The sequence below is a fragment of the Arthrobacter sp. OV608 genome, assembly GCA_900110595.1.
In the GTDB taxonomy this organism is placed as follows: Bacteria; Actinomycetota; Actinomycetes; order Actinomycetales; family Micrococcaceae; genus Arthrobacter.
The window spans coordinates 26,391-51,562 of sequence record FOEZ01000008.1; the positions used below are offsets into that span (position 1 = coordinate 26,391).

At 63.2% G+C, this 25,172-nt stretch carries 32 protein-coding genes; 12 read left to right on the top strand and 20 right to left on the bottom strand.

Going from position 1 to position 25,172, the window contains the following annotated elements; genetic code table 11:
* Positions 1-46 precede the first annotated feature (46 nt).
* Entirely contained in the window at positions 47-1,021 is a 975-nt protein-coding gene (nrdF, locus tag BMX78_RS12045) for a class 1b ribonucleoside-diphosphate reductase subunit beta (protein WP_050054849.1), read from the top strand.
* Positions 1,022-1,155: 134 nt separating this feature from the next.
* Positions 1,156-1,743, top strand: coding sequence for a hypothetical protein (locus tag BMX78_RS12050; protein ID WP_139204924.1), 588 nt, complete (start codon positions 1,156-1,158; stop codon positions 1,741-1,743).
* Positions 1,744-1,797: 54 nt separating this feature from the next.
* Here the strand turns inward: BMX78_RS12050 and BMX78_RS12055 are convergent, their stop codons facing one another.
* On the bottom strand, positions 1,798-2,667 hold the full coding sequence (locus tag BMX78_RS12055) for a DUF4241 domain-containing protein (RefSeq protein ID WP_091419700.1): 870 nt from the start codon (positions 2,665-2,667) through the stop codon (positions 1,798-1,800).
* Positions 2,668-3,094: 427 nt separating this feature from the next.
* Here BMX78_RS12055 and BMX78_RS12065 point away from each other — a divergent pair, with 427 nt between their 5' ends.
* Both BMX78_RS12065 and BMX78_RS12070 read left to right on the top strand, forming a co-directional pair.
* Positions 3,095-3,505 carry a hypothetical protein gene (locus BMX78_RS12065; RefSeq protein ID WP_286138924.1) on the top strand — a complete coding sequence of 137 codons (411 nt, stop codon included), beginning with the start codon at positions 3,095-3,097 and terminating at the stop codon, positions 3,503-3,505.
* Between the two features lie 661 nt (positions 3,506-4,166).
* Positions 4,167-4,895, top strand: a complete 729-nt coding sequence (locus BMX78_RS12070; RefSeq protein WP_091419703.1) for a PspA/IM30 family protein — start codon at positions 4,167-4,169, stop codon at positions 4,893-4,895.
* Between the two features lie 251 nt (positions 4,896-5,146).
* Here the strand turns inward: BMX78_RS12070 and BMX78_RS23120 are convergent, their stop codons facing one another.
* The 3 genes from BMX78_RS23120 to BMX78_RS22750 form a co-directional block, all read right to left on the bottom strand.
* Positions 5,147-5,311 (bottom strand): hypothetical protein, encoded by a 165-nt coding sequence (locus BMX78_RS23120; protein ID WP_170850790.1) that lies wholly within the window; start codon positions 5,309-5,311, stop codon positions 5,147-5,149.
* Positions 5,308-5,952, bottom strand: a complete 645-nt coding sequence (locus BMX78_RS12075; RefSeq protein WP_091419705.1) for a hypothetical protein — start codon at positions 5,950-5,952, stop codon at positions 5,308-5,310. The genes BMX78_RS23120 and BMX78_RS12075 overlap by 4 nt, the downstream gene beginning before the upstream one ends.
* 332 nt (positions 5,953-6,284) lie before the next feature.
* The gene (locus BMX78_RS22750) at positions 6,285-6,500 is read right to left on the bottom strand and encodes a hypothetical protein (RefSeq protein ID WP_139204926.1); all 216 of its coding nucleotides are present in this window, start codon (positions 6,498-6,500) and stop codon (positions 6,285-6,287) included.
* Between the two features lie 140 nt (positions 6,501-6,640).
* On the opposite strand from BMX78_RS22750, the gene BMX78_RS12085 reads away from it, so the two are divergent.
* Positions 6,641-7,162, top strand: a complete 522-nt coding sequence (locus BMX78_RS12085) for a hypothetical protein (RefSeq protein WP_091419709.1) — start codon at positions 6,641-6,643, stop codon at positions 7,160-7,162.
* On the top strand, positions 7,163-7,717 hold the full coding sequence (locus tag BMX78_RS12090; RefSeq protein WP_091419710.1) for an RES domain-containing protein: 555 nt from the start codon (positions 7,163-7,165) through the stop codon (positions 7,715-7,717).
* A gap of 116 nt (positions 7,718-7,833) precedes the next feature.
* On the opposite strand, the gene BMX78_RS12095 is transcribed toward BMX78_RS12090, so the two are convergent.
* Both BMX78_RS12095 and BMX78_RS12100 read right to left on the bottom strand, forming a co-directional pair.
* A complete protein-coding gene (locus tag BMX78_RS12095) occupies positions 7,834-8,721 on the bottom strand; it encodes a DNA/RNA non-specific endonuclease (RefSeq protein WP_091419712.1) in 888 nt (295 codons plus the stop codon).
* Between the two features lie 173 nt (positions 8,722-8,894).
* A complete protein-coding gene (locus tag BMX78_RS12100) occupies positions 8,895-9,674 on the bottom strand; it encodes a hypothetical protein (RefSeq protein ID WP_502686290.1) in 780 nt (259 codons plus the stop codon).
* Positions 9,675-9,985: 311 nt separating this feature from the next.
* On the opposite strand from BMX78_RS12100, the gene BMX78_RS12105 reads away from it, so the two are divergent.
* The gene (locus BMX78_RS12105; protein ID WP_091419715.1) at positions 9,986-10,384 is read left to right on the top strand and encodes a DUF4259 domain-containing protein; all 399 of its coding nucleotides are present in this window, start codon (positions 9,986-9,988) and stop codon (positions 10,382-10,384) included.
* 78 nt (positions 10,385-10,462) lie between these two features.
* On the opposite strand, the gene BMX78_RS12110 is transcribed toward BMX78_RS12105, so the two are convergent.
* The 8 genes from BMX78_RS12110 to BMX78_RS12135 all read right to left on the bottom strand — a co-directional run bounded on the left by BMX78_RS12110 (position 10,463) and on the right by BMX78_RS12135 (position 14,093).
* The gene (locus BMX78_RS12110) at positions 10,463-10,771 is read right to left on the bottom strand and encodes a hypothetical protein (protein WP_286138925.1); all 309 of its coding nucleotides are present in this window, start codon (positions 10,769-10,771) and stop codon (positions 10,463-10,465) included.
* A 197-nt stretch (positions 10,772-10,968) separates the two neighbouring features.
* Entirely contained in the window at positions 10,969-11,595 is a 627-nt protein-coding gene (locus tag BMX78_RS12115) for a helicase associated domain-containing protein (RefSeq protein WP_091419717.1), read from the bottom strand.
* A gap of 40 nt (positions 11,596-11,635) precedes the next feature.
* Entirely contained in the window at positions 11,636-11,800 is a 165-nt protein-coding gene (locus tag BMX78_RS23125) for a hypothetical protein (RefSeq protein ID WP_170850794.1), read from the bottom strand.
* Between the two features lie 61 nt (positions 11,801-11,861).
* Positions 11,862-12,032: a hypothetical protein gene (locus BMX78_RS23130; protein ID WP_170850795.1), complete on the bottom strand. Its 171-nt coding sequence runs from the start codon at positions 12,030-12,032 to the stop codon at positions 11,862-11,864.
* 106 nt (positions 12,033-12,138) lie between these two features.
* Positions 12,139-12,462, bottom strand: coding sequence for a hypothetical protein (locus tag BMX78_RS12120; protein WP_091419718.1), 324 nt, complete (start codon positions 12,460-12,462; stop codon positions 12,139-12,141).
* 207 nt (positions 12,463-12,669) lie between these two features.
* Entirely contained in the window at positions 12,670-13,062 is a 393-nt protein-coding gene (locus BMX78_RS12125; protein ID WP_170850796.1) for a nuclear transport factor 2 family protein, read from the bottom strand.
* A gap of 183 nt (positions 13,063-13,245) precedes the next feature.
* The gene (locus BMX78_RS12130) at positions 13,246-13,419 is read right to left on the bottom strand and encodes a CsbD family protein (protein ID WP_091418386.1); all 174 of its coding nucleotides are present in this window, start codon (positions 13,417-13,419) and stop codon (positions 13,246-13,248) included.
* Between the two features lie 428 nt (positions 13,420-13,847).
* Complete coding sequence (locus BMX78_RS12135; RefSeq protein WP_091419720.1) at positions 13,848-14,093, bottom strand: hypothetical protein; 246 nt, start codon at positions 14,091-14,093, stop codon at positions 13,848-13,850.
* 343 nt (positions 14,094-14,436) lie between these two features.
* On the opposite strand from BMX78_RS12135, the gene BMX78_RS23435 reads away from it, so the two are divergent.
* On the top strand, positions 14,437-14,592 hold the full coding sequence (locus BMX78_RS23435; protein WP_091419722.1) for a hypothetical protein: 156 nt from the start codon (positions 14,437-14,439) through the stop codon (positions 14,590-14,592).
* A 623-nt stretch (positions 14,593-15,215) separates the two neighbouring features.
* Here the strand turns inward: BMX78_RS23435 and BMX78_RS12145 are convergent.
* On the bottom strand, positions 15,216-15,770 hold the full coding sequence (locus tag BMX78_RS12145; protein ID WP_091419724.1) for a hypothetical protein: 555 nt from the start codon (positions 15,768-15,770) through the stop codon (positions 15,216-15,218).
* Positions 15,771-15,876: 106 nt separating this feature from the next.
* Here BMX78_RS12145 and BMX78_RS12150 point away from each other — a divergent pair, with 106 nt between their 5' ends.
* Together BMX78_RS12150 and BMX78_RS12155 are read left to right on the top strand one after the other, a co-directional pair.
* Positions 15,877-16,161, top strand: a complete 285-nt coding sequence (locus tag BMX78_RS12150) for a hypothetical protein (protein WP_091419726.1) — start codon at positions 15,877-15,879, stop codon at positions 16,159-16,161.
* A 365-nt stretch (positions 16,162-16,526) separates the two neighbouring features.
* Positions 16,527-17,957, top strand: coding sequence for a LamG domain-containing protein (locus BMX78_RS12155; protein WP_091419743.1), 1,431 nt, complete (start codon positions 16,527-16,529; stop codon positions 17,955-17,957).
* A gap of 140 nt (positions 17,958-18,097) precedes the next feature.
* Here BMX78_RS12155 and BMX78_RS12160 read toward each other — a convergent pair whose 3' ends face one another.
* The 4 genes from BMX78_RS12160 to BMX78_RS23870 all read right to left on the bottom strand — a co-directional run bounded on the left by BMX78_RS12160 (position 18,098) and on the right by BMX78_RS23870 (position 20,822).
* Positions 18,098-18,865 (bottom strand): SCO1664 family protein, encoded by a 768-nt coding sequence (locus BMX78_RS12160; RefSeq protein ID WP_091419745.1) that lies wholly within the window; start codon positions 18,863-18,865, stop codon positions 18,098-18,100.
* Positions 18,865-19,413 (bottom strand): DUF3090 domain-containing protein, encoded by a 549-nt coding sequence (locus BMX78_RS12165; RefSeq protein WP_091419747.1) that lies wholly within the window; start codon positions 19,411-19,413, stop codon positions 18,865-18,867. The genes BMX78_RS12160 and BMX78_RS12165 overlap by 1 nt, the downstream gene beginning before the upstream one ends.
* 23 nt (positions 19,414-19,436) lie before the next feature.
* Positions 19,437-20,129: an MSMEG_4193 family putative phosphomutase gene (locus BMX78_RS12170; protein ID WP_091419748.1), complete on the bottom strand. Its 693-nt coding sequence runs from the start codon at positions 20,127-20,129 to the stop codon at positions 19,437-19,439.
* Positions 20,130-20,192: 63 nt separating this feature from the next.
* Complete coding sequence (locus BMX78_RS23870; protein WP_502686291.1) at positions 20,193-20,822, bottom strand: UBP-type zinc finger domain-containing protein; 630 nt, start codon at positions 20,820-20,822, stop codon at positions 20,193-20,195.
* On the opposite strand from BMX78_RS23870, the gene BMX78_RS12180 reads away from it, so the two are divergent.
* Positions 20,800-22,563 (top strand): NAD(P)/FAD-dependent oxidoreductase, encoded by a 1,764-nt coding sequence (locus BMX78_RS12180; protein ID WP_091419752.1) that lies wholly within the window; start codon positions 20,800-20,802, stop codon positions 22,561-22,563. The two genes, BMX78_RS23870 and BMX78_RS12180, sit on opposite strands and share 23 nt — an antisense overlap.
* A complete protein-coding gene (locus BMX78_RS12185) occupies positions 22,547-23,413 on the top strand; it encodes a hypothetical protein (protein WP_091419754.1) in 867 nt (288 codons plus the stop codon). The genes BMX78_RS12180 and BMX78_RS12185 overlap by 17 nt, the downstream gene beginning before the upstream one ends.
* Before the next feature lie 134 nt (positions 23,414-23,547).
* Here BMX78_RS12185 and BMX78_RS12190 read toward each other — a convergent pair whose 3' ends face one another.
* Positions 23,548-25,113, bottom strand: a complete 1,566-nt coding sequence (locus tag BMX78_RS12190; RefSeq protein ID WP_091419756.1) for an HNH endonuclease signature motif containing protein — start codon at positions 25,111-25,113, stop codon at positions 23,548-23,550.
* Positions 25,114-25,172: the final 59 nt, after the last annotated feature.

Genomic DNA, 25,172 nt, shown 5'->3' on the forward strand with positions numbered 1-25,172 from the left:
CGTACGCTTTAACTTAGAGAAACCCACCCAACGTTTAGGGGATGACATGACCGAGAAGGTCAAGCTGCTGAGCCACGTCGAGGCCATTAACTGGAACCGCATCCAGGACGACAAGGACGTAGAGGTCTGGAACCGGCTCGTCAACAACTTCTGGCTGCCGGAGAAGGTGCCGCTGTCCAATGACGTCCAGTCATGGAACACCCTCACGCCCGCTGAGCAGCAGCTCACCATGCGCGTGTTCACTGGACTGACCCTGCTGGACACCATCCAGGGCACGGTCGGCGCTGTCTCGCTGATCCCGGATGCGCTCACCCCGCATGAAGAGGCCGTGTACACCAACATCGCCTTTATGGAGTCCGTGCACGCCAAGAGCTACTCCTCCATCTTCTCCACGCTGGCCTCCACGAAGGAGATCGACGAGGCTTTCCGCTGGTCCACCGAGAACTCGAACCTTCAGAAGAAGGCCCAGATCGTCATGGACTACTACCAGGGCGACGACCCCCTGAAGCGGAAAGTGGCTTCCACGCTGCTGGAGAGCTTCCTGTTCTACTCGGGCTTCTACCTGCCCATGTACTGGTCTTCACGCGCCAAGCTCACGAACACCGCTGACCTGATCCGCCTGATCATCCGCGACGAAGCTGTGCACGGCTACTACATCGGCTACAAGTTCCAGAAGGGCCTGGAAGGCCTGTCCGAGGAACGCAAGCAGGAGATCAAGGACTACACGTTCGAGCTGCTGTTCGAGCTGTACGAAAACGAAGTCCAGTACACGCACGACCTTTACGACGGCGTTGGCCTGGCCGAGGACGTCAAGAAGTTCCTGCACTACAACGCCAACAAGGCCCTGATGAACCTTGGCTACGAGGCGATGTTCCCCTCCTCAGTCACCGACGTGAACCCGGCCATCCTGTCCGCACTCTCGCCGAACGCTGACGAGAACCACGACTTCTTCTCGGGCTCGGGTTCTTCGTACGTGATCGGCAAGGCAGTTAATACTGAAGACGAGGACTGGGACTTCTAAGTCACTCAAGATGCAGAACGGCATTCGTCGATTTGAGCTGCACGTCGAAGGCCGCGGATCCGCCGGGTACTGTACTGGTGGCTCGGTGACCCGGATATCGCAGGCAGGCTGAAGTTCCGCCGGTGAGGTACTGGATGAGGCGCTTTAGCCGCCGGGAGTTCTGTGGGATCGGGCTCATCGTAGTGGCGGCACCCTGTATTTGGGCGTACGAGGCCATCCATGAGGCGTACTGGGCTGCTGCGCGCGAGGGCATGCTCCTCTACGTCGGCATTCCAGCGGACTCGATCGCCAACTGGTTCCTGATCGCGGCGCTCCTGTCCGGGGCTGTGGGGCTGCTGCTGCTGCTCCCGGCAGTGATAAGCCGCATTCCCCGGAAGGTGCCGCGGCGGATCGTCGCGTGGACCGCCGTGGTGGCAGCCGCGGCCGCCGTGCCGTGCATCGGCCTGATGTTCATCTTTGCCGGACTAGGCGCATTCGGCATTGGCGACACCGTGAAGGTCAGCACCGCGGGCGGGCAGTCAGTACTCGTCACTCAGGACGGGTTCGACGGCGACAGCGTCGTCATCTACACAAGACACGACGAGTACCACTACAAGCGGGTCCGCGACGCCCCCGAGATTTCCGGGTGGCCTCGCGTCAAAGACCAGAACTGCCGACTGGACAGCGCAGACGGGGAACTGCAGCTTTTGTGCGGGGCGAAGAGGGTGGCCATTGGCCAGTAGGTGCCACACCTTAGGGAACCGCAACGCTGCGCATGGAGTCGTAGCAGTCGGCGATCAGCGCCTTAACAAGTTGGCCAGCCAGCTCTTCTTCGACTTCTCAACTGTGGAGACAGCATCCGTTGGGGCCTCTTTGTCGTCGTTGGGTTCTTCGTCGAACTTTCCAACGACTGCGAGGTCGACGTGGATGCCCGTTAAGTTGCCTTCGGCATCCTTGGTTTGAAGGAGCCAGTAGAAGCCATCACCCCAGCCGGAGTGTGACAGCACGATATTCTCACCGTTCGATGCCAAGGGCATGACTATGTTTGCAGTGCCGGCGGGGTGGGGTCCGTCAGCGTCCATACGGCTGAACCAGGAGTCGGCTTCATCCGAATCGAACACCCCCTCGTACCAGGTTGTCGCGTCGGGCATGCAGCGCTTCACGGCTTTTGCATCGACAAAGGCTACGGTCCCGGCGTCCACTCCCACCGTGAAGTAGTGGCCCGGAGGAGGCGGACCGTCTGGGCCTGGCACCGCTTCCACGGTGACCGAATCCGCTTCAGAGAGCACCAGCGAAAGGTATGCCTCGCGCAGGTGTGACCCGTCTTGTTCCTCGGAGACGTCTGCGACCGTGACGCGGACGGGAAAGTCCCCTGGCGGAACCTGCACAACCAGCGGGTATTCGAGGGACACGAAGGGATCACAAGCGCCAACGTTGCCCGATGGCACGCGTAGGTTTCCCAAATCGTGAACGGTGAGTTTTGCTGGTGCTCCCGAGCCAAGGGGTGCGGGTCCCGTCTGAAGGGCGTAAAAATCGGCTATGTCCATGCTGTCATCCTCGTGGCTCATCAGCAGGACAGCAGCGTGACGCGCGGGGGACTGCCCACATCCTCGAGACTCAACCACTCGGGCGTGCACTGGAGGGGAGCGGTCCATAAGAGTACCCATTCCGGTAGACACGCTGCTGTGCAACACTTCGTGGCATGAACGATCCCAGAAGCCGGATTCTGCCACTCCTTCGTCAGGGCGAAAGGCTTCTGTGGGTGGGTCAACCGGACCCAAAGGTTCGTTTCACCGGTGCGGATGCCTTACTGGTGGCGGAAGCTACGCACCGTTTACGGGCTCACCGATCGCAGGGCAATTGTCTGCACAGGAGAGCGTTCCGTTTCCGATTCGCCTGTGAGCGGCATGCCGACCAAGGTAGATCGGTCCAAAGACGGACGCCATGTCAGCCTGACTTTCGGGGCTCAGGGCGTGGCCGGACTTTTCGGCACGGGAATGGGAATGTACCAAAACACAGGGATGGACTTCTTCAGCCCGGGACTCGGGCAAACCGTGGCCTTCTACGACGTCCCGGACACTGAGGGGCTGCTCTATGCCTTGGACCAGGCCACAGTCGGCTGAGATCGACCGGCGAGCCAGAACCATTGCCTGGATCCTGCTCGTCCTCGCCTCGCTGATCCTGATCGGCTACGGGATATGGCACGCCGGCTGGCACATGTGGCTCCCGGCTCCAGCAGAGCAGGAAGAGGTCTGGATCGCTAACCGCTACATCTTCGCCGGCTGCACGATGTCCCTCGCGGCCGCCGTCTGGTCCGGCGCACGGGACAACCGCGTCTGGGTGACAGTCTGCGTGGGGCTGCCAGGGCTTCTCGTGGGCGGGGCGACCTTGGATTCCCCGTACGACCTGAAGCGATACCTCGCCGTTGTCGTGGCGTTCCCGCTCGCCTTGGCCGGGGTCGTCGAGGTCATCAGGGTACGGGACCGACGGCAGAGGGGACTGTAGAGCAGAGGGATCAGCCGTGTACTTTCCTGATTCTTAGCCGGCGCCGATGTCTCGGGACCTTGCCGGTTACTGCACCTTCGGCGCGCCATGGTCTGTAAGAGAGGCTGCTGACGGGTTCGGCCGTAGGTGGAGCGGAAGCGACGAGCGATGACCCACGCCGGCGGCGGCGCAACCGTAAGAGCACGAATACCGTCAAGCAGATCCAGGCGGTGGCAACACAGAAGATCAGGATCAACGCTGCGGTCGTGCTCATGGCTCAGTGTAGGTGTGTAGCGAGGCGTCGGTTCCTCCATTCGCCCAAAGGGTTACGGACACGTGATTGCATCGATACAGCCGTTACCGGTTCATGATCTTCTGGCCACTGGTAACGCTCAGGCCGCGGGGCAGGACGCCCCGGGATCTGTGCTCCAAAGCGCGGCCTTCTCGTTCTGTTGGGTCACGGTTGAGCACCGCCGGCAGCGATGTGACAAGGTCAGCGGCACCGAACCGACGACTTGTGCCCGGACGAGTTCGAGGCTTGCCTTGGGCCGTAATCAGCGCTTGGATCGCAGCATGACTGCACCCGGAAGCGGCCCAATAGCGACAGGCGGTAGGAACCCGATTCTGGCCGTCCGATATGCCGTACACATAGGATGCAAATTCCACCGATAGAAAGACCCCCGTGAAGCAGAGTATTTTCGCCCGCGTCGCCCAGTTGGCAAAGGCCAACATCAACGCCCTCCTGGGTTCCAGCGAAGACCCACAGAAGATGCTGGACCAGATGGTCCGCGACTACTCGGAAAACATCCGTGAAGCCGAGGCGGCAGTCGCGCAGACTATCGGAAACCTCCGGATGGCCGAGGACGACCACGCCCGCGCCGTGAACGATGCCAATACCTGGGGCAACAAGGCCATCGCCGCCTCCCGCAAGGCGGACGAGTTCCGCGCCGCCGGGAACAGTGTGGACGCGGACAAGTTCGACGCCCTGGCCAAGGTCGCCCTTCAGCGGCAGATGACCGCCGAATCCACCGCCAAGGCAAGGGAACCGGCCCTGGCCACCCAAAACCAGGTCGTCGACAAGCTCAAGAGCGGCCTGGACCAGATGAAGGGCAAGCTGCACGAGCTGACCGCCAAGCGCAACGAGCTGGTCAACCGCTCCCGAGTCGCCGCCGCCCAGTCTCAGGTCAACGATGCGCTCAAGTCCCTGGACGCCGGAGATCCGACCTCAGCCATCGGCCGGTACGAGCAGAACATCCGCCGCCAGGAAGCCACGGTCCGCGGCCAGCAGGAACTCGCCGCCTCATCCCTGGAAGCCCAGTTCGCCTCCCTGGAAGACCTCGGCGAGCAGACCGAAGTGGAAGCACGCCTCGCCGCACTGAAGTCCATCGACCGAAAAGCCATCGAATACTAGGCAGGCGTTTCTGAGGGCTCTGGACTTCACCGGTCTGTTGCCCTTTGGCGTCGCCGCGGCACGGGCACCTACGCTGACTCGCGTCTTTTTGCGGTTCGCCGGCGGGCAAAGACCCACCTGCCGGCCCAGAGCAGGACGACGAGAAACAGGGTTTCGGTGCCGTTCGGAGCCAGCCCGAACATCGCCAGGACGTAAGAGCACAAAGACAAGGAAGACCGTCCCGGTGACAGCCAGGAGCCAGCCGCGGGCAGTCATGCTCCTTCTCCGCCGCTGTTGACCCCAACCCGGGCCTTCTGCCGCTGCTCGTCCGCCTGGAGGATGCCTTCACGGACAGCGACGCGGATAACGCCGTAGAGGACGTAGAAGAAGACCGCCGCAAAGACCACGGTCAGGACCAAGCTGTCCAGAGCCATCATCCCTGCCCGCGCTCCTCGGGCCAGTACTTCTGGGCGCCTGCTGCGGCATCGCGGAGCAGGTTGCCGTCCATGGTGATAGAGGTCTCCGGCATTCCCAGCTCTGCCCATTGGGCTACCAGACGGAGGTCTCCGGCCGGGGGCAACGGCCAAAGCCATACGCTGCCCTTACCGGCCATTTCGTCGTCGCCTCCATTGCCACCGTTTCCTTGAAGGATGAGGACCGGCGGGTCGGGCTGCTTGGCGGTTCCCGGAGGATAGCGGCCGTGCAGAGTTGAGTCGGCCCGGGCCTTGGCCCCGTCGGGCAGCTGGACACCGAGGAGGAGGGCTGCGAAGGGACGTCGTTCTATGGGCTGCATGCTGTGCGGGTGACCGAAGAACGCCGCATTCAGCTGAGCCCAGGCTTCATCGTCTTCGTAACCCCGCCGGAGTGTCCATGTCAGATCGAAGGAGCAACCGGTCGAATAGACCTTCGCGAGTTCGACAGCCATGATGAACGTCTGGCTGCGGTGCAGGAACTGTCCGATGCGAACGACTGCCGGCAGCTCGTGGGCCGGCGCACCAGCCCAGGCCGGGGGAACGTACCGGACGGTCCTGCCGCGGCGTGGTTCTTCGGGTACGGGCAGGTCTCGGAAGAACGTCATGGTCATCCTTAGCTGGCTGATGGCAACCGACCAGCGGAGCCGCGGCGTGAGCCACTCTGGATCCCCCAATCCGTCCTAACCTCGCCAGTCTAGCCATACGGATCTCCCTGGGGGCGACAGCAAGGGGGCGCCACTGCCCAACTCAGCTCCTCACGTGCTGCTCACAATTGATGGCAGGTGACTGCATCCAGTTGTAGGCTCCGGATATGTCAGAGTCGGAAGGTCGCAAGCGCCTTCGGCCGCAAATGGGGCGAGGCAGTTGGCGCTTCAGCATGTGGGCGTTCGGCCTGCAGATCCCAATCAGTGCGTTTCTTGCGATTACCCGGCTCGTTTCAAGTCCAGACGATGGTCAGGACGTCCTTGGCTTCTGGATTTACACGGTGTTGTTCCTCTTGGCCACTGGGCAGGTTGTGCACCTGCTGTATGTGCGGCGGAACGATGCCCCTTTTTGGGCTGAGGATGAAGCTCGCCGGGAAGAAATCGAGCGCCGAGGCCGACTCCTCTGAGCGGGCCCAGACATAGAACAGGGTCAGCCGACGAATGCTCAAGGACGAAGGGGAGTCTGCGCCAGAGCACCCTCTGCACAGGCTCTTTGGCATATGGCATGCTCTGCCCAGCAAGACCGCTGTGAAGATGGCGACTGTCGACCGGCCTTCCCTGCGATCTGCCCAACAGATACTGTTGGGTTATGGAAAAGCAGCGGAAGGCCGTAGAGCAGACTGTGATCCTGAAGGGTGACGGCCGGGAGACCACGGTCAAAATGCGCAACGGTGTCATCCTTCTCCCCAAGGGGTTCAAAGTTACGCCCGGCCGTACCGTCCGCCGGGGCAAGGCCCCCGCTAAAACGGTCACGGTCAACCTGGCCGGCCTGAAAGACGCCCCGGACTACGGCCCTCGGGCCATCACCCAACGCCTGGTGAACGCGCTCGGCAACAACGCCGTGGCGGCCCTGCTCGGGGTCAACAAGGACAGGCCTGGCCGCTGGGTCTCCGGGCAGGATGCACCGAACGAAGAAAACCGTGCACAGCTTGCGGACCTGGACGCCCTGGTGGGTCACCTGCACAGTGCGTTCACCCCGACCCAGGCCAGGTTGTGGCTCGAAGGCCAGGACCCGCATCTGGGAGCCCGCCCCATCGACGTGTACCGGCTTGAAGGCGCTGCCCCGGTTATCGAGGCGATCCGCGCCTTTGAACAGGGAGCGTTCGCCTAGGTGGAGTTCTGGCGCGTATTCAATTGGCACCCTGACGCCTCAACCCCGGCGGAGAACGGGCACCCGCTCTATATCTGGCCGCGGCAGGGAGCCGGCAGGGTGGACGACCCGGACCGGGAATACATAGTGCTCTACGTGGGTGACTCGGCTGAAGGAGCCGCGGCGGAGGCGTTCGGCCGGTATCCGTTGTGGACCTCTGACATCCTTGCCCCGCCGCCAGGGACACCGGACGGCACCAGGAAGGCGCTGGTGAAGTACGAAGGGGATCCGCCGATCCTGGATCTGGACGACCCGGAGACGCTGCAGGAATGGTCGCTGCGCCCCAGCAACGTTGTCTCCCGTGACCGGGCATCCACCCAGCAGTGGGCACGGTCCATGTACGAAACCGCAGATTACGCCGGTCTCTCCTGGTGGTCCTTTTACGAGCCCCGCTGGGCCAGTTTCGGATTGTGGGACGTTACCGGGCTGACGGTATCCGGCGATCCTGAGCCACTGACCATGGCCCACGACGCCGTCCAGGATGCAGCTGCACTGATTAGGCGTGTCATTAGCTAGGCATGCTGGGCCGAAACCAGGGGGACTGAGCCGCCCGGCAGCTCAACGGCGTTCCAGCCACCACGCGTGGAGCTCGCCGCTGTTCTTCAGGACCATCCCGTGAATGCGTTCTCTCGTCACTCGCCGAGGTCGAAGTCCAGGTCCAGGTCTTCGGGGGAGTGGACCTCCCGCCACGTTTCCGTCACCCGTGCGCTGGGCAGGGCTGCAGCGATGGGCATCCTGTCCACGGCCATGAGCTGGTCGAGGTCCAGGCCGGTGAGCGCTGCGATGTCCCGGATGGGTACCTGGAAGGTCCGGAACGGCCCCAGCGGCGGGGCCTCGTCGGTCACCCCGGGCCGAGGGACGTCCGGGAGGTCGGCCAGGGATGGTGTCTGGTCCACGACGTAGCCGGTGGCGGCCAGTTCACCATGGTGCAGGAAGGCGGCGACCTTAAAGAAGCGCAGCGGGATGTCCACTCCCCGATAGACCGGGTCGGTGGCGCCAAAGACCGGCCCGGTGAACACGGCAATCCGGCGGCTGTTGTCCGCGGCGTTCTCCTGCAGGTAGGACTCCAGCCCTAGCCAGAGTTCCATGCCCTGGTTGAACTTGGCCACCTGCGGGGCCGCATTGGTGTAGTAGAACGTGTCCTCGTTCGCCTGGGCAGCCTCGGCCCGGGTATCGCCCCACACCGCAGAGGCGCGGCGGACCAGATGGCCGCGGTCCAGGTCGTTGCGGGCATAGACCCGTTCGCCGGTCTGCTGGTCCTCCGGCAGGCGCGGGTCCAGCCGCCACCGGATCCCGGCCCGGTCCAGCTCCATCAGCTTCTGCCCGTCCATGGCCAGGGCAGTCACCGCGGCAAGCCGCTTGTCCGGGCGCATCAAGACCGAGAAATGCGTGTACGGGAGCAGGACAGTCTCCACGCCGGGCAGCTCGGGGATCGGGACCGGGACGCAGAGGAAACCGGCATCGTACCCCGCCCGGCCCGCCACGTCCCGGGCGGTGGCGACCTGCGCCTCATGCGTCATCAGTTAATCCATGCCCGGACCCTAGCAGCCGCACATGACCGTGGGCTGAACGCTAGGGGCAGGGGCCAGGTTATGCCCCGCTGTCACCGGGCAATGCCTGAGTGGGTGCCTTCCGTTAGCCCGCGGGCGGACCAATCCCGCCCGCGGGCGGAATCGCCTATCGGATCAGCTGGTCACTTGTCGGACTTGAACACGATCGAGTCGAAGACGACGCGTGCCTCTCTCGTCAGTTCAGGATTGATTGATTCGGCGATATTGCCCACCGCGACGACAGCGCGCTGACCGTTGAGGTCGGCCACCCGGTAGGTTTCGCGTTGGCCCCGAGTCGAGTACCCGTGTGTGCAGGTAAATCTATTTTCTGAGTGGATACATAACCTGTCGGCGTCGCAGGCGTTGATGTCCACATCGCCCTCGACCGAGTGGTCGAACTCAAAGCCGGAGTCATTGCCGACCATGACCTTGGTGGGAGAGGTACTTGCCGTTGACGCCTGCGCCGCCATAGCCTTGATGAAGGCCTCGGCCGACGGACCGACATCGGCAAGAGCGCCCATCCACTTGCATACGTCCATCGACACATAGTTGGCAGGCCAAAGAGTTATGTAGACGGCCCATTCAGCCGGGTGATCCGGGTCGTCCTTGCCCAGGCTTTTGCTGTCAAGAGCAAACCAGCCGTCTGGGACGGTGATCTCGAAAGGTTCCGTATAGCCGGCGACGGGGACGAGGTATGTGCCGGCGTCGATGTCGCCACTCTCCGGCAGCGGTCGGACCGTGCGAGTGTCGCCACTCTCCGGCAGCGGTGAGACGGTGCGAGCCTCCATAGTCGGAGAACTGGTTGACAGGAAGGGGACGTCGTCGGGCTCATACTCGCACCCGCCGAGACATGAAATCAGTGCGACAGTCACCAAGGGCAAGAGTTGGCGCGACCGCTGAGCGGCTTTTTCGAGAGGTGTCATGGAGCTCATCGATCCACCAAGCCGCTACAGGGGTACTGTGGGGCCCCGCAGCCGGGTGGCCCCGCGGGCGGCCCAAGATGGGATGCCGTCGCCTCAAGTCTCCTCCGGCACAGAACTCGTGACAATGAAGAGTGGTACGGAGAACACGCTCAGCACAGTTCGGGCACGGAAAACCGACGGTACTGTACTCCAGCTGCTCGACGACTGACATGCGGCCAGGATAGGACCGCGGCCTCCGTGTGGGTATGCAAGAATCCCAGCAGGATCTGCCATATTGGTGCCAGTTCGGGCAACTGAAGGGGTGAGGATCAATGGCCGCGTGGGGCTACATGCCGTTTGAGAACGACGACGCGCTGGACTGGCTGGACGAACTCGAAGCCGGCGGTGCGGACGTTATCCGTGGGGCGCTGGCCAAAACCAACGGCGGCTACGTCCGAGCACAAGAGGGCAGCATCGCCATCGCGGCCGCCGATATCACCGCAGCCTGCCAGGGCAACCCGTCCGGGGACCTGCCCGAGCATGTCGCCGACTGGGTGACCGCACACGGGGCCGAGCTCACCCCCGAAGACGTGGAGCTGGCGTTGGAAGCGGTAGGACGCGTGGTCGGGGAGAAGTCCGAGCTGGCCGAGCTGTGGGACGACGCCGACGAGCCCGAATGGCGAGAATCCCTCGACGACCTGTCGGAGAGGCTGCGCGCGGCCCTCCGGTAGCGTGCAGCGCCGGCCGTCAGCCGATGTGTTCTTCCAGAGACTGACGATCAACTGCCATCCGGAAGGTTGAACCCGCAGCTATCTGCGGTGGGTGTCCTTGCTGAGCATGAATACTGCGGGCAGTCCTGCGATCAGGGCGGGGATAATCAGGAGTGGACCGTAACCGGGAATGGCAACTGATGCGACCGCCGCACCAACAGTCGCTGCCAACGAAATGACCAGGGCGATGGCCAGGCTCCTGCGTTCATCGCGGGCGTTGAACAAACGAAAGCATCCAAGAGCGGCAGTCGCCACAGCAGAGGCGACGATGACGACCGAAACCACTCCCGCCCCTGGTCCCGGAACATCTTTGAGTCGGTCGATAAGGGCGATCGGAATTACCAGCATCCAGCAACTGAGAAGTATCGCGACTAAGCAGCCGCCCAGCCGCCGTCTGGGCACCGCTTCCAGGACGTAGATTTGTTCTTAGGAAGGTCCACCTGATGAACGTGGCGATGGGCTGCCGGCGGCGGTGGCTGCGATGGCCGGGCGGTATTTTCAAGCATTATTTCCCCCGAAATGTTGTTGCTTGGCGTCTCTCCACACTACTCGCGGTCTCTAATTCGCCTCTGGGCGCTGCGCGCGCGGCCTTGTCGCCAGCCGGGGACGACCTCGTCCAGCTGTTTCTCCTTGGCCGCGTCGAGTTTCCCCGCCCGACGGGTGATCCGTTGGGTATGCAGCCAGACGCCCAGGGTGCGTTCCGACTGGTCCTCGGTCTTATTGTGCCGGGCCCACTGGTTGTCGGCGGCCAGGTAGGCGGCCGCCTGGTCCAGGGGCTGCTTCCAGCGGGCCTCGTCGGCGTCCCGCTTCGTCGGGTACTCCCGCCAGCCGGGGACCTGGTTCAGGGCAGCGTAGGCAGGGGAGAGGCTTCCCTCGGATGCCTCCTTGCGGCGGCGTGGCAGCCAATTAGCCAACGCCGACTCTCGTGCAGACCGACCCCTTACGGGCAGCCGGTCCTCGGACGCGTAAAAGGCGAGGATGTCGTCAAGGTTCTGCTGGCCGGCAACGGCGAGCCGCGGCCCAGCAGGCGGCAGGGCCTCGCGATGTTCAGACCTCAGACCGGGCTCCAGTTTTGCGGCAATAGCCAGGTGTAGCGCACCACCGATGGAGCCACGCCAGCCCCGGCGGCGATCCTCGGAGCGCTGGTGCCCTTGCTGTACATCATGACCCACTCCGGGTGTGGTGCAGGGCGTTTGACCTGGGTCATGGGGTTTACGGGTTGTTCCTCGGCGGGGCAGCACGTTTCAGCTCGGTGATCCGCAGCCGAAGGAAGACGATGACCAACACCAGGGCGTACACCGCCAGGCCGGCCAGGACGATGCTGAGTGCCGCGGACAGAATGCCGAGGATGCCAAACGCGGGACTGAGACTAAACATTGCTACCCCCAAATAGTCGTTGCCCCTAGGCTACGCGGTCGGCAAGGGGCCCTGGCTATCTCTACTCCGCCCGCTCAACGGAGCCTTGGACCGCTGCACCCGGGACTGCGCGCCTGGCTTCGGCTGGGGGACGGCGCCGGGCTTTGACCAGAAGAATCAGCATGGTCAGGATCGTGACGGTCCAAGCCGTGGCGCCGAGGAACACCAGACCGATCGCCGCTAAGGGGTGCATGCCGAAAGCCTAGGACTGAAGGACCGTGAATCCCGGACGCAACTCCGCGGCCTACTGGTTCTCTAACGACAGCAGGGTGTCCAGCCCTATACGTCCGGGGCGTTGTCTACAGCCCGGAGGCCCGATGTGCCACTGTCTTGATGTGTCTCGCAGCGCGGCGCGCTTCTGCCGGCTTAGTGAAACCGGCGGCGGAATGGGCCATGTAGTAGTCCACGGGCTGCACAGCCCTCCAGCCCCAGCCACCAGCCGGGTGCGGATAGATTTCGTACACCGCCCGAAGCGCGGATGACCGGAATGCGGCCGCCTCATCGCGCGCAAAGGCCAGGGAAACGTAATACCTGCCGGCCCAGGCCAGGAGTTCGTCATTGACTCCGTAAAGCCACCACGACGGTTGTCCACCCTCACCGATTTCTACTCGGAACGCCACCATTTCGGCTCCATCCTCATCACGGGTGGGAAGCTCCCGACCCGAGCCCGGCCGGGACTGACCGGCGCGTTGAGGCAATGATGGGGGGCCGGGTGCAAAGAGTGAATACGAAAGTCCCCAAGAGTTGATCAAGAATTTCTTGACCGGGCACATTCGAGTGACACGAAAAGGCGCACCTATACTGCGGTGCGCCTTTCGAATGACTTGCGGTCAGGACCAGAAGTCAGATGCCTTGTCCGTGTCTTCCTGGAGTTCGAGGACTTCAGTTACCTTTCCGTCAGCGAGGGTAAACACGAGGGCGGATCGCTGGTCCAGGAACTTGCCGTCGCGCTCGGCATGGTTCGACTGGACACCGATCACATATCTGTCACCGGCGGACACGTCTTCCAGATCGACCTTGACGGTTCCGTCGGAGCGCGAACCCAGCTCGCCGAAATAGGCCAGGATTGCGTCCCTGCCCTGCTTCGCGCCTGACAGGGCGCCGCTGCCGCCGACGCGCCACACAGCGTCCTCGGTAAATAGTTCCCTGAGTGTGTCCATGTCGCCCGCGTTGAAAGCTTCATAGCCGCGCCGTACCAGTGCCACATCTTCCTGTGCGCCCATTTTGGGCACCTCCGTCTTCGTTGTCGGATTCCTGCGAGGTCAGAGTAGGCTCGAGCTGCCGGTTTGTCGATGGGCGTTTTAAAGTGCCGCGGGCAGTGCCGGATCGGCGGGCGTGGCCGCACAAAATGAGGGCACGAAAAAGGTGCGCCCCGTTCGCTGAGCGCACCCTTGTCGTAAAATCATTTAGTCTTTGAAGGCGTCTTTGACCTTTTCGCCGGCCTGCTTCACGTCGCCTTTGGCCTGGTCCGTCTGGCCTTCAGCCTTCAGGCTGTCATCGCCCGTGGCGTTACCGGCCGCTTCCTTGCCCTTGCCGCCAGCCTTCTCGGCAGCGTTCTCAATCTTGTCGCCTAGTCCCATGGTGTTTCCTCCTCTGGTTGGCAGCCGTTCGCATTCGGCTGCACCCATACTAAGCATGCTTAGGATTCACCGCGCAAGTCGTACGTGCCGACTTGCACCCTCAGTTGATGTGGCCTGCCGCACCGCGCGACGCTACGTCAGGTGTCACTGGGCCGTGGACTGGTCATTATCGGAGACCAAGAAGGTGCCTTTTCCAAGTTAATCGCTTGAGATCCTTCAGGCAGCGGCAGGAGATCCCTGGGGGCGAACTCTGTCCATGCCGGGTTTGCCGTGCTGGGATCAACGGTGGCAAGGAGTGCCCGGACTTTCTTCTCCACCGGTTGAGTCGGGGCCATGGCCAGCTTCCGGGGAGCTGATTTCCGCGATCTTCTCCCCGGCTAGCCGGAAGAGCGTACCGCGGACGAATCGTCCATTTTCAGATTCAAGGATCAGATAGGGGCGTCCTCATAGGCCGCCAGAACAAGACGGGCGAGCAGCGAGACCTTGGAGATCCCCAGTGCCGCCGACGCTTGGTCACGCACCTGCTCGGTAGCAGTGATCGCCTGCCTGACTTCGTCATTGTCGAGCCCACCAGGAATCATCTGCAACTCGGGGAAGCCGTGATCACGCGTCCATTCCCACGCCGCGTCATCGATACCCGCCCAGTCGTACCCGGGGGAGTTCTTCAGCTTCATGACCGGCCATCCGCGCACGTCCCTACCTCAAACCGCTGCTGTGGATCCCCTTTTTCTTCTCGCGGGAAACCGGCTTTCGAACACTGGATCTTGACATAGACCGCTGAGGGATCCTAACCGGGCACAAATCGCGTATCCAGCGAAGTCGAAGCAAAATAGCAAGGTCTTAGCCCTAAGATGCGCGGGGCCTTTGACAGGTGGTGTTGCTACGCCAGTCACAGATGCACACCTGTACTAGGTTCCTGTTCCCCTGGACAACCCGGTGTGGTACGAATGAGACGACCGCAAGCAACCTTCTTGCAGCCTAGGGTTGGTCCGAAAATTTGGGAAGGTAAGGACTAAGGTGCTTTCACTCGGAGTTGTTCTACTAATCCTTGGTTATATTTTCAATATCGGAATACTGATAACTATTGGGTGGATTCTGGTTGTTGTCGGCCTCGTGCTTTTCTTGCTCGGTGCAATCGGACGACCTCTAGCCGGAAGACGGTACTGGTACTAATCGCGGCCTCACGTCGCTCCAGGGACCGCGCCGGTCCTCCCCGGTATACGAGTTGGCCTGGAATGTAAGGGCTGAGCACGCTGGGTCGACCACCCGCTGTTTAGCACGACGTGGGGATCTCGCCGCATTCTGGACACTCGGTAATAAGCTCGCCTGAGAAGGTCAGCCGCACGGAACCGACGACTTGTGCGCGGACGAGTTCGAGGCTTGCCTTGGGCCGCAATCAGCGCTTGGATCGCAGCATGACTGCATCCGGAACGGGCTGGGGTGAACGACGCCAACACCTGGGGCACCAAGGCCATCGCCGCGTCCCGCAAGACCGACGAGTTCCGGGCCGCAGGGAACAATGGGGACCAAGTTCGATGCCCTCGCCTTGGTGGCCCTCGGCCAGCAGACGACCGCCGATCCACTGCAGAGGCTCAGGAACCCGGACTGGCTCGCAGAATCGGGTCATCGACAAGCTCAAGGGCAGTAGTGGCGTCACGCTGAGCCCATGGAGCGAGTGCTGTGGATGGGTGATCAGACCGACCGCGGAAAGCTTGATCTCATGGGGAGGCGACGGGACCGCCACCCTTTCGACTCGCGGATCTTGGTAGGGAAGCGGCGTCGAGCAGACGGGATGCTCAACCGGTAACGCGTACTCCGCCGACTGCCCCTGTCCAGGGCGTGTCTCCGGGACTGGGCAGGGATAGGTGTGTCGAAACGTAGCCCTTTTGAAGCGTGATGACCTGGGACGTGGTTCCTGGGCAGTCCACTGTGAGCTCGACGGGCCAGAGGGTGACCGTGGGATGCTCCTGCCGGATGAAGATCGTGGCTTTAGCGGCCCCCACGCAGGCGACAGTGACCGTGTACTGGCCGGCCGCCGGCACCTGTTCCCTCCCGCCGAAGCCCCTGGCAGGGCCGTCCATTGGACCTTTTTGGAAGAGCAGGACCGGCCCTGGCACGGCTTTCAAGAGCGCGTCCAGGTCCTGGTAGTTTCTGACCTCGTGCTGAAGGACCAGAGGATCAGCGGTTTGTGGAGAGGATCCGGTGATCCATAACGGGTCGTTTGTGCTCGTGCGGTCGGCTGAGGCTGTCGAGGTGCTCGCCTGGTCCGGGTAGTCATAGGAGCATCCTGTCGCGCCGGCTATCGGTACCAGCAGGCACAGGGGAAAGGCCAGCCGGCGGATGCCTTTCATGTCCACACTTCCCATGTTCGCCACGCCCAGCGCTCAAAGCAACAGCCGTGCAGGACACACCCGCCCGCTACCCCAAACTGTCGGTGCCCGGGAGCACCATGGAGCTATGACGGCTCCAACTGTTGACGCTGCGATCCACGAACTGATGGATCTTGCCTGGAATCTTGTCTACGATCTGCTCGAGGAGCGGGCCCTGCTCGGTGACGGGTTGTTCGTCGAGGAGTTCACCGGGATCCATTCCTGGGTGGAAGAGCTGACCCGGTACACCGTGGTCCACTCCCGGGAGGTCGCGGTCCTGTTCGTGGACACCCGGCCCGTGGACGCCATCGCCTTTCACCACGACCTGTTGGGCGCCGACGATCCGAAGAGCTTCTTCACTCTGCGGGGATGAACACCCAGACAGGATGCCGTGACCGGGACCCGGGGAAGCCGGCGTCGTACCGGCTCGGTCGGCCAGGTCTCGGGCTGTGGCAGCTGATGCCTCATGCGTCATAAGTTCACTATGCCCGGACCCTGCCAGCCGCATGACGATGGGCAGAACACCTTGGACCGGGGCCCAATTGTGCCCGCTGTCACAGCGCGATGCCTGACGGGTCCCTTCCCTTAGCTGGGGGCTGAGCGTATCTTGAAGGTCTGCGCATCCCATGCCGGACGGCGCCGACGGCTTCCTCACAATTTCCGGTTGAATGGGTCCACCTGTAACCGGCGATCCTTTTTTGTCCGGATCTCGCCTTACTAGACGGCAAAGAGGCCATTATGGGTATCCGGGATCTCAGCACCGGTGGTGCCTTTTCGATCATCAAACCCCCGGCCGACCGTCGCCAGGCGCTAATCGTCGCGATAATTGTTGCCGCAATGCTGGCATGGACCCTCGCTGCCTGCAACTCATCAAAGGACTTGGGCGCAGCTAACGTGTGGCCACTCACGGCTCCTGAAGCTTCGACTGGCGGCGTGACCCTCTCCATGCAAGGCGGCGCCCAATGGACAGGTGAGGGGTTGGTGGTTGAGGGCACTGGCTTCGCGAGCACTTCCGCTCCCGGTCCGGTCGCCACCGACTCAAACTTCACGGTCGGCGCGTGGGTACGCCCCAAGGGCCAACCCGGGCAGAACGTCACAGTGCTCACCCAAGCAGGGCAAACTGCCGGCGCGTTTTTCCTGGGCGTCAATGAAGGTTTCTGGTCCTTCTCGGTCAAGCCCAAGGATGGAAACGGGGACAACTTCGTCACCAACCGGGACCGGGCGACGCGGGTCGAGGTGACACCGGACCGCTGGGTACACCTTGCCGGCGTCTACGATACCGCGGCCGGAAAGGCCCGCTTCTATCTCAACGGCTTCCCGGTGAGCGAGCAAGGTATCGCCACTGACCCTTTGTTCGCAGGGCAGGGGGCATTGCTGTTCGGCAGGGGCCAGTCCCACGGAGAACCCGAAGGATTCTTCAAAGGAACCATTTACGACGTTCGAACTTGGCCCCGCGCTCTCGGCGCCGATGAGGTGGCTGCCGCTGCACAGATTGCTGCCCCCAGCGGTGCCACGCTCGATCGCCCCGAGCAATCTGCACCCTTCATCTGCCCCAATCCCCACGGTGGCATCTGCCTGGGCCCCCTGGAACCCGGCACAAAACATGAAACCACATCATTTGAACCGAAGCTGTCCTACACAGTCCCAAAGGGATGGTCCAACGAGGAAGACCTTCCCGGCCAAGTACTGCTGCTCCGCCCCAGCGATCCCCAGGAAGGAGTTTGGGGCGGAAGCTACATTGGTGTGTACCAAAATGTTCGCGCGGCGGCGCAGTGCAGTGAAGAAGCTCAGCCAGGAGTAGGTACCAGCGCCGCAGAACTTGCCGCCTGGTACCGCACCGTCCCAGGCCTTGAAATTGCAGCAGAGGCCCCCACCTCACTTGGCGGCTTGACGGGAATAGCCCTAGACTTCCGCGTCAGCGACGACTGGAAGAGCACATGCCCGCTCGGCGGTTTATTCCACGCAGTTCCCCTTATGGTCGGTGGCGGAGTTTCCGATTTCTACCACGCAGCCGGTGCCCCACTCGAAATACGCCTCATCCTTCTTGACTGGAGAGGCGGAAACGTTGCAGTAGAGGTGACCGCCCTCCGCGCACAGTGGAGTCTGAATGACTATCTCAGGGAAGCCGGAGCCGGGGACGTCGTCGAGTCCTTCAAATTCGGGTCCTGACATCCCGGCTGAATAGAATCCAGGATTCGCGCGAGGTGCCGTCCGTGCAGGCCTCAGGTTGAAATTATCCACAAGAGCGCCTAGGTTGCGGCGGCGGGGGAGCGATGGGCCAATGTGCGAAGCCTGTAGCCGTAGTGTCCTTAGAACAGTGGCCAAGGAACTGCGGGCATGTCACCGCTCGGAGCCGGAAACCGCCCTGCCGAGCGCAACCGGGCACAGCGTTTGGCGAGTGAGGCGATTTCCTCGGCGCTGAGCAAGTTCGCCAGGTTTCGCCCCAGCTCACCGTGCAGTCCTTCGATGACGCGATCGACGCCGTCGCATTCCTCGTCGGTCAATGTGTCTCCCAGCCACCCCCACAGCACCGTGCGCAGCTTGTGGTCCTGGTGAAAGGTGAGTCCATGGTCCACGCCGTGCCGGTGCCCGTCTTTCATGGCAAGGACGTGGTCGCCTTTGCGGTCAGCGTTATTGACGACGACGTCGAACACCGCCATGCGTCTGAGCGCTGGCGTGTCCTCATGTATGAGGGCGACCATCCGCCCCGTCTCATCCTCCCCCTCAAGGACCTGTTTCCACCCGATCTCCGGAACGTCATGCGCGGCAACGAGATCCACCGCGTTCTGGTCGGGGTCAGTGTCCTGCCACAGTTGCACCATTCCTTGGCCTAAAGGACCATCGCGGAGCCAGGTGCGAGGCACAACGTTCCAGCCGAGAACCTCAGAGACCAGGTAGGCGGCGACCTCCCGGTGGGCAAGGAAGCCGTCGGGAAAATCCCACAGCGGTTTTTCCCCGGCTATCGGCTTATAAACGACTGTGGTGTCGCCGATGGTGCCCAGAAAGGTGGCATTCGACGCCGTCGTGATCCGCCCGGTGAGCGTGAGCTCGGCAGTCAGCAGCTCGGGCGCGGGCATCAGGCTTCGGGCAGGGTGCAGACGTGCCCGTCCGCGTCCACGGGATAACCGCAGAGCGGGCAGGCGGGACGGCCGGCTCCCACAACTTCACGGGTCCGCTTGGCGAAGGCGCGGGCGGTGCCAACCGGCATCCGCACCAGCAGCATTTCGGGTACTTCAATGCCGTTCTGGTCAGGCGATTCGTCGTCATCATCAGCGTCGGTGAGGGGGTATGCCTCAATGACCACCTGCGCCGTCGTCGGGTCCCAGCCCAAGGTCATTGCACCGGTTCGGAACTGCTCCTCGACCGGCTCGAGCTGGTCGTTGTCCACCAGTTCGATGGGAGTACCCTTGGGAACGCTGAAGGGGTTGCCCTCGAGGGTGCTGAGCTGATCGAGGATGCCGTCAACCTTCTCTGCGAGCTGGGCCGACTGCTGCTTCTCCAAGGCGATGCTCACAATTTGCTTACCTGTGCGTACCTGCAGGTAGAACGTGCGGGCCCCTGGTTCGCCGATGGTGCCGATGACGACCCGGTCAGGCCAGGCAAACTCATGAACTCGTGTGGGCATGTCAGTATTCTAGGCACATGAGGTTACGGCGCCGCTTGCCCTGCACCGCCGCCCACCGGTGCATCGCCGGAGTTGATGCCTTTGGACAGCCATGACAGATCGCCTGCATCGGTGTTTGTCGCATAGACGCTCGGCCGGACAGCACCATAGTGCACGATCGATACGGAGGCAGGGCCCACGTTGATGCGCTGGAAAAGGTCGAGGTGCATTCCAAGCGCGTCGGCGAGGATTGATTTGATGATGTCACCGTGACTTACTGCCACCCACACGGCTCCTGGCCCATACTCGGCTTGGAAGGCTGCATCGTGGCGTCGGATTGCTGCTACCGACCGCGCCTGCATCGCCGCCATGGATTCACCGCCGGGAAATACGACGGCGGACGGCTGGGACTGCACGGCAGCCCACAGGTCTTCGGTCGCGAGATCACTGAGCATGCGGCCCTGCCACTGGCCGTAATCGCACTCGGTGAGATCGGGATCGGATGGCGAATGAGGATTACCAGCCTGGCGGTCGAGGATGAGCCGGGCGGTCTGCTGGCAACGCTCGAGGGGGCTGGATACCACCCCGGCCAAAGGCACCACCGCGAGCCGGTCTCCTGTTAGAGCTGCCTGCTCGAGCCCGATCTGGTCCAAGCTGACGCCGGCCGCCCGACCAGCCAGCAGTCCAGCGGCGTTGGCTGTGGTGCGGCCGTGCCGCACGAGGATAACTGTCGCCATTCCTACAGCCTAACCAGCCTCCTTCACTGAATCCCGGCGTCGCGGTTGTTTCCGGTTGCGCGGCTACCGGTGCAGGTGGTCCCGCCAGTCTGCCGGCACCTTGTCTGCGGGGGCAGGCGCCGGTTGATCCAGGGGCCTTGACTGGGGATCCGGAAGCCGTGGGCCGTGGAAGAACTTTTTGGTGGTGTGCTGGTAGAACCAGTTCTCGCCAGGTTCAAATGACCTCATGACGGCATGGCCGACGGCGCGCGCGTGGGCACTGGCATGCTGTGACGGTGACGAATCGCAGCATCCGATATGGCCGCATTGGGCGCAGCGGCGAAGATGAAGCCACCAACCTGGGCCGTCACCGTTGAGGCACTCCAGGCACCCTGTTCCACTGGGTATGGCAGTGAGGCTGATTCCCGGAATCGGGCGATCCTCCATCGGTCCTCTACTTTCATCGCTGCCGTTTTGCCAGGTCATCCGGCTTGCCCGCCCAGGGAGCCATTCTGGCAGAATCGTCGCGCCCTTGGAATGGCAGATTCGAGGTGACGAGGCGGGCGCGATACAACTCCGTCGACGGCCGGCAAAGGACGTTCCGCAGGCACCGGGCACCTCTTGTCCCCATCGTCCAATCGCGAGTATCGTGAGCGCCACCGAACCATTTTGATCCGGAAAGACGGCGGCCATGGACCACTCGGTTCCGATCATGCTGCTTGCCACCACAGACCCGAACTCCCGGCGGATTCTTGAAGATGAGTTACGTCGACGGTACGGTGCCGACTACGAGGTGGTGGCCTGCGCCGACTACGCCCACGGGCGGGCGGTGCTGGAGGGGCTCCGGCGATGGAACCGCCCGGTCGCCCTCATACTTGGGTGCTACGGACCTGCTGACCGTAGTGGACTCGACTTCCTGCGACGTGCCTATGGCTTTCACCCTGCCGCCAAGCGCGGTGTTGTGGTGACATGGGGTGACTTCGCCAGCGCCCCCACCGTTTTCCGGGCAATCGCCCAGGGGTACGCCGAATTGGTGATCATACGTCCCGAGCGATCGCGTGACGAAGAGTTCCACGGGGCAATTACTGACGCCCTCGACGACTGGCACCTGGCCCAGGGTGTCGGCTTCGAGGCAGTCCGGCTGATCGGGGAGGTAGGCGACCAAAGGACTCATATGTTGCGCGACTCCTTGAGCCGAAACCACATCCCGGCGGTCTTCCACCCTGTGGGTTCTGAGACCGCGCAACGGACGTTGGAGAGCCTGGGCCTGGGCAACCCGGTTATGCCGGTTATGGTGCTGGAGTTCACCGCTCCACCAATTGTGCTCGAGAACCCCAGCAACGAGGAGATCGCTGAAGCGATGGGGGTGACGCGACCGCCACCGGCGGACAAGATCTTCGATGTGGTGGTGGTGGGAGCCGGTCCCTCCGGTCTCGCGACTGCTGTTTATGCCTCCTCGGAGGGCCTTTCCACCATGGTGGTGGAGGGAGAAGCAGTGGGCGGCCAGGCTGGCACCAGTTCACTGATCCGCAACTACCCTGGCTTCTCCCGCGGTGTGAGCGGTGCCCACTTGGCCTACCGCTCATTCCATCAGGCCTGGACTTTGGGGACGGACTTCCTGTTCCTGCGGAAGGTGGAGGGGCTCCGCGTGGACGGGGCACTCTACGCTGTGTCAATTTCCGATGGCAGCGTGGTGCGATGCCGCACCGTGGTGGTGGCCGCCGGCGTGGACTACCGCCGCCTCGGCATACCTCAGCTCGAGGATCTGGTGGGCAGAGGCGTCTTCTACGGGGCCACAGTTTCCGAGGCGCCGTCTATGGCCGGAAAGCCCGTCTGTGTGGTGGGTGGCGGCAATTCGGCCGGACAGGCTGTTCTGCACCTTGCGAAGTACGCGAAGAAGGTGATGCTGCTGGTGCGGGGACCCACCCTGTCGGTCAGCATGTCGGAATACCTCATCTCCCAACTTGAGGCCACCCGGAATATCGTGATCCGCTATCGCGCCGTGCTCGTGGGGGCCCGGCATCAGGACGGATTCCTTACCGCCGTGAAGGTTGCCGCATCCGAAGCCTCCGGTGCAACTGCGAGCGAGGAGATAGAAGCGGCAGGTTTGTTTGTGCTGATCGGTTCGGTGCCGCGGACCTCCTGGCTGCCGGCCACTGTAGAGCGTGATCCGGCCGGTTTTCTGCGTACGGGCGCCAGGGATGTCAGTGACACCGGGTCCGTCCGGGCCGCCAGGCCCCCACTGGCGCTGGAAACCAGTTTGCCCGGCGTTTTCGCTATCGGCGACGTGAGGTCCGGTTCGATCAAAAGGGTGGCTACGGCAGTCGGGGACGGCGCCACCGTGGTCTCGATGCTTCACGCATACCTGGCCGAGAACCCTCTGCCTGCCTCGCCTCATGCTCCTGGCGGGGAAACCGCACCCGAGGAGCGGCCAGGTGATGTCCGCGTCAACTGAAGTCGCACCGTTGATTCCGCCGATGCGGTGGCTGCTGTACATCGCTGCATTCCTGGTATTCCTTGCCGGGCTCGTGCTGTTCGTGTTTCCGCTGCAGACCAATGAATTCTTTGCGTGGACAGTCAATCCGCCCATGACTGCGGTCTTCCTCGGGGCTGCCTACTGGGCGAGTGCAGGCCTGGAGGTGACCGGCGCCCGTTCGGAGAGTTGGGATTCAGCGAGGCTGGCGGTGTGGCCTGTGTTCATTTTCACGACATTGACCTTGGGCGTCACCCTGGTCCATATCGATCGCTTCCACCTTTCGCCAGATACTGCCCCCACTGCCCAAATAGCCACGTGGGCATGGCTGGCAATATATGCGGTGGTGCCAGTGGCGATGCTCGCCATCAGCAGAATGCAGCTCAGATCGCGGACTCCTGCCCCCGTGTCCGGAACAGCGGGAAGGCCAGTGTTGCCGCCTGTCCTCCGGCTGCTCCTGGCAGGAATCGCCGGGGTGCTGTTGTTGTATGGCGTGGCGCTGCTGGCAGCACCGATTCCTGCCGCGGCGTGGTGGCCTTGGCCTCTGACCGAGCTCACAGGGAGGGCGATCGGAGCGTGGCTGGTCGGCCTGGGGTGGGCGGCCGCGCAGGGTCAGTTCAGCCGCGACCTCCGTACAGCCCGCCCCGTGGCCCTGACCTCCGTTGCCTTCGTCATTCTGCAGGCAATCGCCCTGCTGCGGTACGGCGGCGCCTTGACATGGCCGAGCCCACCGGCGATCGGCTTCGTAACCGTACTGCTTGCCATCGGAGTGGCCGGCGGGTGGGCGCTCGCACTGTCGCTCGCACCGGCAGCCCGGGCAGGAATGAACTGAGCCACCTCCTGCTCGTGCAGGTGCCCCGGCAAAGGCCCGCATGAGGCTGCAGGATACTGCAAGACATGTGAGACACGTTTGGGGGTCTAGCAGATTCGCATGCAGGACCCCCGATCGCCCCGATTGCTGGTTCGCTAGGAGCTGCCGTGGAGGAACCGCTCCAGGTAGTCCTCTCCGATAGAGCATCTGTAGACAAAGTCGGGCGGATCGCCTGGTGACGATCGTGAAGGCCAAGCGCCTTTCCAAGGCGGCACCAGTCGCCTGGGCCAGTGTGGTGGTTCCCAGTCGTGGTGTTCGGCTTTGTAGTGGCGGCCGGTGGGTGAGGTCCAGCCGGGTGGTTCGTTTTGGGTGGCCGTGGTGGGCGTCCATCCGGTGGCGTGTTTGAGGCGGTGATGTTTCGGGCAGAGCTGGGCCAGGTTACTGATCCCAGTGTTCCCGCCATGCTCCCAGGCTTGAAGGTGGTCTGCCTCGTTGTCGAGGGAGGGGTTGTTGCAGCCGGGGAAAGTACATCTTCCGTCCCGAAGCTGCAGGGCTTTTTTCATAGCCTTGGTCAGCCGGTAGCTGGTGCGGCCGATTTCCAACGGCGCCCCATCCCGCGGATCGACGAGGACCCGGTAGAACGAGCTGGCGCCGTTGGCGACGAGTCTGCGGGCCATCGACGCGGGGATCGGACCATACCCGTCCAGGTTTGCCGGTTCGTCCGTGATGTCGAAGAGGGCGAGTACCGGGACGGTGACCAGGACGTCCGCCTTGGGTACCGGGACGTTGCCCAAGCCGGCACCTGCGTAGGTTTCACCCGGCCTGCCTGCAGCCGGATTGCTTTGTCCCGCGCCGCTTTGTCCCGTGCTGCTTTGTTCTGGGCTGGTTTCCGGGCCGGGGTGAAGCGCGGTTCCGGCGCCGAGCAGGATGCTGGCGGCGATGTCGGGGCGGAGTTGGGTGATGGTGCGGGGTTCGTTGGGGCCTTGGAGGCCGCGGGCGATGGCGGTGGTGCGGTTCCAGATCGCTGAGGCCTGGTCCGCCGGCACGTAGAGGGAGACCCGGGCCATCCCGTCGCGGTCCGGGGTGTATTCCATCCGCCGGTCCGCCGCGCATTTGGCGTGACGCTTCTCCAGACTCTCCGGGTGGTGGCGTTCCCGCCACTTCCTGGCCTTGGCACGGAACCTGTACGCCGGCAGCTCCCCGACCGGGGCAGCGGTGGCCGGCCTGGGCACGTCCGGGTCCAGGAACGCTGCCTCCAACGCGGCAGCGCCGGCGGGGTCGAGGCCAGCCGTTTCCTCCACCACCACCAGGGCATGCGGCCAGGTGATCGTCCCTGCCTGCAAAGCCGTGAACGTCAGCGGCCGTTCCTTCGCGACCGCGTGGGACGCGGCCAGGAACGCACCCGCGGCCCGGGGACCAAGGGCCAGGAGGGCGCCGATTTCCGCGGCGACAGCCATTTCCAGCGCCTGCACCGGGGCCTCGGGGCCCGCAATCGCCTGGGCAGTGTCCGCACACGTGACAGCAGCCCGGGCCTTCACAGCGGCGAACCCGGCCTCCGCCACCCGTGCCCCGGCAAGGATGTCCAGGCACCCATCTCCCAGCCCTGCCAGCGGATCGGCATCCGAGAAGGGCTCCGAACCGCAGCCCTCCGCCTCCGCGTTGAGCACGGCAAGGGCGGCCTTGATGTCCTCAAACGCCTTCACCACCGCTGTTTTCCCCATGCATCAATCATCACAAGGGGGTGTGACATTTTCCCTCGGCCGGACGCCCAACTGGTGGT

Excerpts from the sequence above, each read along its gene's own strand:
- nrdF (WP_050054849.1), top strand. The coding sequence starts at position 47 with ATGACCGAGAAGGTCAAGCTGCTGAGCCACGTCGAGGCCATTAACTGG.
- BMX78_RS12050 (WP_139204924.1), top strand. The coding sequence starts at position 1,156 with ATGAGGCGCTTTAGCCGCCGGGAGTTCTGTGGGATCGGGCTCATCGTA.
- BMX78_RS12055 (WP_091419700.1), bottom strand. The coding sequence starts at position 2,667 with ATGGGTACTCTTATGGACCGCTCCCCTCCAGTGCACGCCCGAGTGGTT.
- BMX78_RS12065 (WP_286138924.1), top strand. The coding sequence starts at position 3,095 with ATGCCTTGGACCAGGCCACAGTCGGCTGAGATCGACCGGCGAGCCAGA.
- BMX78_RS23120 (WP_170850790.1), bottom strand. The coding sequence starts at position 5,311 with ATGATGGCTCTGGACAGCTTGGTCCTGACCGTGGTCTTTGCGGCGGTC.
- BMX78_RS12075 (WP_091419705.1), bottom strand. The coding sequence starts at position 5,952 with ATGACGTTCTTCCGAGACCTGCCCGTACCCGAAGAACCACGCCGCGGC.
- BMX78_RS12085 (WP_091419709.1), top strand. The coding sequence starts at position 6,641 with ATGGAAAAGCAGCGGAAGGCCGTAGAGCAGACTGTGATCCTGAAGGGT.
- BMX78_RS12095 (WP_091419712.1), bottom strand. The coding sequence starts at position 8,721 with ATGACGCATGAGGCGCAGGTCGCCACCGCCCGGGACGTGGCGGGCCGG.
- BMX78_RS12100 (WP_502686290.1), bottom strand. The coding sequence starts at position 9,674 with ATGACACCTCTCGAAAAAGCCGCTCAGCGGTCGCGCCAACTCTTGCCC.
- BMX78_RS12105 (WP_091419715.1), top strand. The coding sequence starts at position 9,986 with ATGGCCGCGTGGGGCTACATGCCGTTTGAGAACGACGACGCGCTGGAC.
- BMX78_RS12110 (WP_286138925.1), bottom strand. The coding sequence starts at position 10,771 with ATGCTGGTAATTCCGATCGCCCTTATCGACCGACTCAAAGATGTTCCG.
- BMX78_RS23125 (WP_170850794.1), bottom strand. The coding sequence starts at position 11,800 with ATGTTTAGTCTCAGTCCCGCGTTTGGCATCCTCGGCATTCTGTCCGCG.
- BMX78_RS23130 (WP_170850795.1), bottom strand. The coding sequence starts at position 12,032 with ATGCACCCCTTAGCGGCGATCGGTCTGGTGTTCCTCGGCGCCACGGCT.
- BMX78_RS12120 (WP_091419718.1), bottom strand. The coding sequence starts at position 12,462 with ATGGTGGCGTTCCGAGTAGAAATCGGTGAGGGTGGACAACCGTCGTGG.
- BMX78_RS12125 (WP_170850796.1), bottom strand. The coding sequence starts at position 13,062 with ATGGGCGCACAGGAAGATGTGGCACTGGTACGGCGCGGCTATGAAGCT.
- BMX78_RS12130 (WP_091418386.1), bottom strand. The coding sequence starts at position 13,419 with ATGGGACTAGGCGACAAGATTGAGAACGCTGCCGAGAAGGCTGGCGGC.
- BMX78_RS12135 (WP_091419720.1), bottom strand. The coding sequence starts at position 14,093 with ATGAAGCTGAAGAACTCCCCCGGGTACGACTGGGCGGGTATCGATGAC.
- BMX78_RS12145 (WP_091419724.1), bottom strand. The coding sequence starts at position 15,770 with ATGAAAGGCATCCGCCGGCTGGCCTTTCCCCTGTGCCTGCTGGTACCG.
- BMX78_RS12150 (WP_091419726.1), top strand. The coding sequence starts at position 15,877 with ATGACGGCTCCAACTGTTGACGCTGCGATCCACGAACTGATGGATCTT.
- BMX78_RS12155 (WP_091419743.1), top strand. The coding sequence starts at position 16,527 with ATGGGTATCCGGGATCTCAGCACCGGTGGTGCCTTTTCGATCATCAAA.
- BMX78_RS12160 (WP_091419745.1), bottom strand. The coding sequence starts at position 18,865 with ATGCCCGCGCCCGAGCTGCTGACTGCCGAGCTCACGCTCACCGGGCGG.
- BMX78_RS12165 (WP_091419747.1), bottom strand. The coding sequence starts at position 19,413 with ATGCCCACACGAGTTCATGAGTTTGCCTGGCCTGACCGGGTCGTCATC.
- BMX78_RS12170 (WP_091419748.1), bottom strand. The coding sequence starts at position 20,129 with ATGGCGACAGTTATCCTCGTGCGGCACGGCCGCACCACAGCCAACGCC.
- BMX78_RS12180 (WP_091419752.1), top strand. The coding sequence starts at position 20,800 with ATGGACCACTCGGTTCCGATCATGCTGCTTGCCACCACAGACCCGAAC.
- BMX78_RS23870 (WP_502686291.1), bottom strand. The coding sequence starts at position 20,822 with ATGATCGGAACCGAGTGGTCCATGGCCGCCGTCTTTCCGGATCAAAAT.
- BMX78_RS12185 (WP_091419754.1), top strand. The coding sequence starts at position 22,547 with ATGTCCGCGTCAACTGAAGTCGCACCGTTGATTCCGCCGATGCGGTGG.
- BMX78_RS12190 (WP_091419756.1), bottom strand. The coding sequence starts at position 25,113 with ATGGGGAAAACAGCGGTGGTGAAGGCGTTTGAGGACATCAAGGCCGCC.